A 3,102-nucleotide genomic window follows, 5' to 3' on the forward strand; every position below is an offset into this window, starting at 1 on the left:
GTACGGACTCCGGCCGCGGCCGCCGACGCGCGGGAGCGGCTCAGCCGAGCCGAACGACGGCCCGGGACATGCCGAGCACCTTCTGGCCGCCCGTGGTGGCCAGCAGGTCGACCTGCACCTTGCGGTCGTCCAGCTTCTTGGCGACCTTGGCGGAGACCTCGACCACCGCGCCGACCCCGTCGTTCGGCACCGGCACCGGGCGGGTGAAGCGCACGCCGTACTCGACCACCGCGGCCGGGTCGCCGACCCAGTCGGTGACCACCCGGATCGCCTCGGCCATGGTGAACATGCCGTGCGCGATGACGTCCGGCAGGCCGACCTCCAGGGCGAACTTCTCGTTCCAGTGGATCGGGTTGAAGTCGCCCGAGGCGCCCGCGTACCGCACCAGCGTGTCGCGGGTCACCGGGAAGGACCGCGCCGGCAGCTCGGTGCCGACCTCGACCTCGTCGTAGCTGATCGCCATCGCGCTCACTCCCCCGCCTCGTCGGCGGCCCGGGCCACCAGGGTCATGACCGACGTCACAACGTGCCCGCCGGTCCCGTCCGTCACCTCACCGCGCACGGTGAGCACGTCGTTGCCCGCCAGCGACTTGATGTTGTCGATGGTCACCGCGACCGACAGCCGGTCGCCGGCCCGCACCGGGCGGGTGTAGGTGAACTTCTGGTCGCCGTGCACCACCCGGCTGAAGTCCAGGCCCAGCTCCGGGTCCTCGACCACCTGACCGGCCGCACGGTAGGTGATCACGAACGGGAAGGTCGGCGGGGCGATCACGTCGGGGTGGCCCAGCGCCTTCGCCGCCTCCGGATCGGTGTACGCCGGGTTGGCGTCGCCGATCGCGGTCGCGAACTCGCGGATCTTCTCCCGGCCGACCTCGTACGGCTCGGTGGGCGGGTAACTACGCCCGATGAAGGAGGGGTCGAGCGCCATGGCAGCTCCTCGGAACGCGGGTGGATACGAAAAAACTCCGGGCCGCACCCCCTGTGAGGGATGCGGCCCGGAGTCGAAGACCTGGTTTCACACAGGCCCGTCGCCCTGCGAGAGGGTCAGCGGGTCTCGCGGTGCGCGGTGTGCGAGTTGCAGCGGGGGCAGTGCTTCTTCATCTCAAGACGGTCCGGGTCGTTACGCCGGTTCTTCTTGGTGATGTAGTTCCGCTCCTTGCACTCCACGCAGGCCAGCGTGATCTTCGGGCGGACGTCGGTGGCAGCCACGGGAGTGCCTTCCTTGGACAACGAATAAGAACACAACAAGAGTAGCCGACCGGGAGTGCGATCTCCCGACCGACTACGCGGGGTAGCGGTGACCGGACTTGAACCGGTGACACAGCGATTATGAGCCGCTTGCTCTACCAACTGAGCTACACCGCCACAGTGATCCGCAGGCCAGCCGGAGCTGACTGCTTCTCACCCGAGCCCCCATGCGGAATCGAACCGCAGACCTTCTCCTTACCATGGAGACGCTCTACCGACTGAGCTATAGGGGCGAACGAGGAAGAGATTACACGTTCCGCGCCCGGAGGTGAAATCCGTATCCCGCGGCGAAGACCGCAGGTGGGCGAGGGGTACTGGCGGACGATCCGAGGCCCGGCGTTCGATCGGCCCACGAGCCGCACGGCCCGACCCGATACGACTAATGCCCGCCTCCCGGCACCCCGCCCCCCTGGCCCATAGGCTCGACGTTCATTGATCGGGAGGACTGGCCGGCAGTACGGGCCAGCCGTACGGGGCCGACCGCACGGGCCGGCGCGAGAAGGAGCCGGCGATGGACAGCGCAGCCGCCGACGGGCCGCACTCCGGGCCCGGCCCGGCGGCCAACCCGCTCGGGCACGGCCCGGTCCTGCTGCTCACCGGCGCCCGGCTGGCCGACGGACGGGTGGTGGACGTCCGGATCAGCGGCGACCGGATCCAGGCGGTCGGCACCGTCGGCAGCCTCGGCCCGCTGCCCGCCCTGCCCGGCGCGCCCACCGTCACCACCGGCGCCCGGATCGACCTGCGCGGCTACCTGCTCCTCCCGGCCCCCGCCGAGGCGCACGCCCACTACGACGCCGCCTTCTCCGCCGCCCTGCCCACCCCGCCGCCGGAGACCCCGGCCGACCTCACCCGCCGGATCACCGAGGCCGCGCTGACCTCGCTCGGCTACGGCGCCACCGCCCAGCGCACCCACGTCCGGATCGGCGACGTGCACGGGCTGCGCCGGCTGGAGGCGGTGCTCACCGCCCGGCAGGCGCTGCGCGGGCTGGCCGAGCTCCAGGCGGTGGCGATGCCCCGACTGCTCACCGGACGAGCCGGGGCGGACGGCCGGGCGCAGCTGCGCGAGGCGCTCAAGCTGGGTGCCACGGCGGCCGGCGGCTGCCCGGAGCTGGACCCGGACCCGGCCGGGTACGTGCAGCTGGTGCTGGAGGCCGCTCGGGAGGCCGACTGTCCGGTGGACCTGCACACCAGCGCCGCCGATTCGGCCCAACTGGCCCGGATGGCCGGGGCATTGGCGCCGCTTCGGCCGCGGGTGACGCTCGGCCCGTGCGGGGCGCTGGCCCGGGGTGCGTCGACGGTGCTGGCGACCAGCGGGGTCCGGGTGGTCTGCCTTCCGCAGAACGGCTGCTGTGCCGGACTGGAGGGCCGGACGACAGGCCTGCGACCCGGCCTGGTGCGGGAGTTGGCGGCCGCCCGGGTGCCGCTGGCGGCGGGCAGCGGGGCACTGCGCGACCCGTCCAATCCGGTCGGCCGGGCGGATCCGCTGGAGTCGGCCTATCTGCTGGCGGCCGGTGGGGAGTTGGACCCGGAGGCGGCGTACGACGCGGTGGCGAACCAGGCCCGGGCGGCGCTCGGCCTGGCGCCGGTCCGGGTGGACGCCGGGTTCCCGGCGGAGCTGCTGGCGGTGCGCGGGGACAGCCTGGCCGGGGCGCTCGCGGGCGGGCACAGCCGGCTGGTGGTGCACAGCGGCCGGGTGGTCAGCCGGACCAGCGCGGTCCGGGAGTTCGCGGACACGGTGGTGCTGGCGCTGCCCCGGCAGACCGGGGGCGGGGAGGGCTGAGCCGGGCCGGGTCGGTCCGTGGGCGCATGGGGGCGCGCGGCGGGTGTAGCCCGCCCCACCCCCACCAGCAGGCCG

Annotated in this window: 4 protein-coding genes and 2 tRNA genes; 1 reads left to right on the forward strand and 5 read right to left on the reverse strand. The window is 73.2% G+C overall.

Annotated elements, in window-relative coordinates; all coding sequences use genetic code 11:
- Window positions 1–40: 40 nt before the first annotated feature.
- The 5 genes from ACFU7Y_RS42210 to ACFU7Y_RS42230 all read right to left on the reverse strand — a co-directional run bounded on the left by ACFU7Y_RS42210 (window position 41) and on the right by ACFU7Y_RS42230 (window position 1,480).
- Complete coding sequence (locus tag ACFU7Y_RS42210) at window positions 41–463, reverse strand: MaoC family dehydratase (protein WP_224280411.1); 423 nt, start codon at window positions 461–463, stop codon at window positions 41–43.
- Window positions 464–468: 5 nt separating this feature from the next.
- A complete protein-coding gene (locus ACFU7Y_RS42215; protein WP_224280396.1) occupies window positions 469–927 on the reverse strand; it encodes a MaoC family dehydratase N-terminal domain-containing protein in 459 nt (152 codons plus the stop codon).
- Window positions 928–1,043: 116 nt separating this feature from the next.
- Window positions 1,044–1,208 carry a 50S ribosomal protein L33 gene (gene rpmG, locus ACFU7Y_RS42220; protein ID WP_006604855.1) on the reverse strand — a complete coding sequence of 55 codons (165 nt, stop codon included), beginning with the start codon at window positions 1,206–1,208 and terminating at the stop codon, window positions 1,044–1,046.
- Between the two features lie 83 nt (window positions 1,209–1,291).
- Window positions 1,292–1,364, reverse strand: a tRNA-Met gene (locus tag ACFU7Y_RS42225).
- Between the two features lie 43 nt (window positions 1,365–1,407).
- Window positions 1,408–1,480, reverse strand: a tRNA-Thr gene (locus ACFU7Y_RS42230).
- A 278-nt stretch (window positions 1,481–1,758) separates the two neighbouring features.
- Here ACFU7Y_RS42230 and ACFU7Y_RS42235 point away from each other — a divergent pair.
- Window positions 1,759–3,027, forward strand: coding sequence for a hydrolase (locus ACFU7Y_RS42235; RefSeq protein WP_224280388.1), 1,269 nt, complete (start codon window positions 1,759–1,761; stop codon window positions 3,025–3,027).
- The last annotated feature ends 75 nt before the right edge of the window (window positions 3,028–3,102 follow it).

It is taken from the genome of Kitasatospora sp. NPDC057542, from assembly GCF_042801945.1.
Classification (GTDB): domain Bacteria; phylum Actinomycetota; class Actinomycetes; order Streptomycetales; family Streptomycetaceae; genus Kitasatospora.

Excerpts from the sequence above, each read along its gene's own strand:
- ACFU7Y_RS42210 (WP_224280411.1), bottom strand. The coding sequence starts at position 463 with ATGGCGATCAGCTACGACGAGGTCGAGGTCGGCACCGAGCTGCCGGCG.
- ACFU7Y_RS42215 (WP_224280396.1), bottom strand. The coding sequence starts at position 927 with ATGGCGCTCGACCCCTCCTTCATCGGGCGTAGTTACCCGCCCACCGAG.
- ACFU7Y_RS42235 (WP_224280388.1), top strand. The coding sequence starts at position 1,759 with ATGGACAGCGCAGCCGCCGACGGGCCGCACTCCGGGCCCGGCCCGGCG.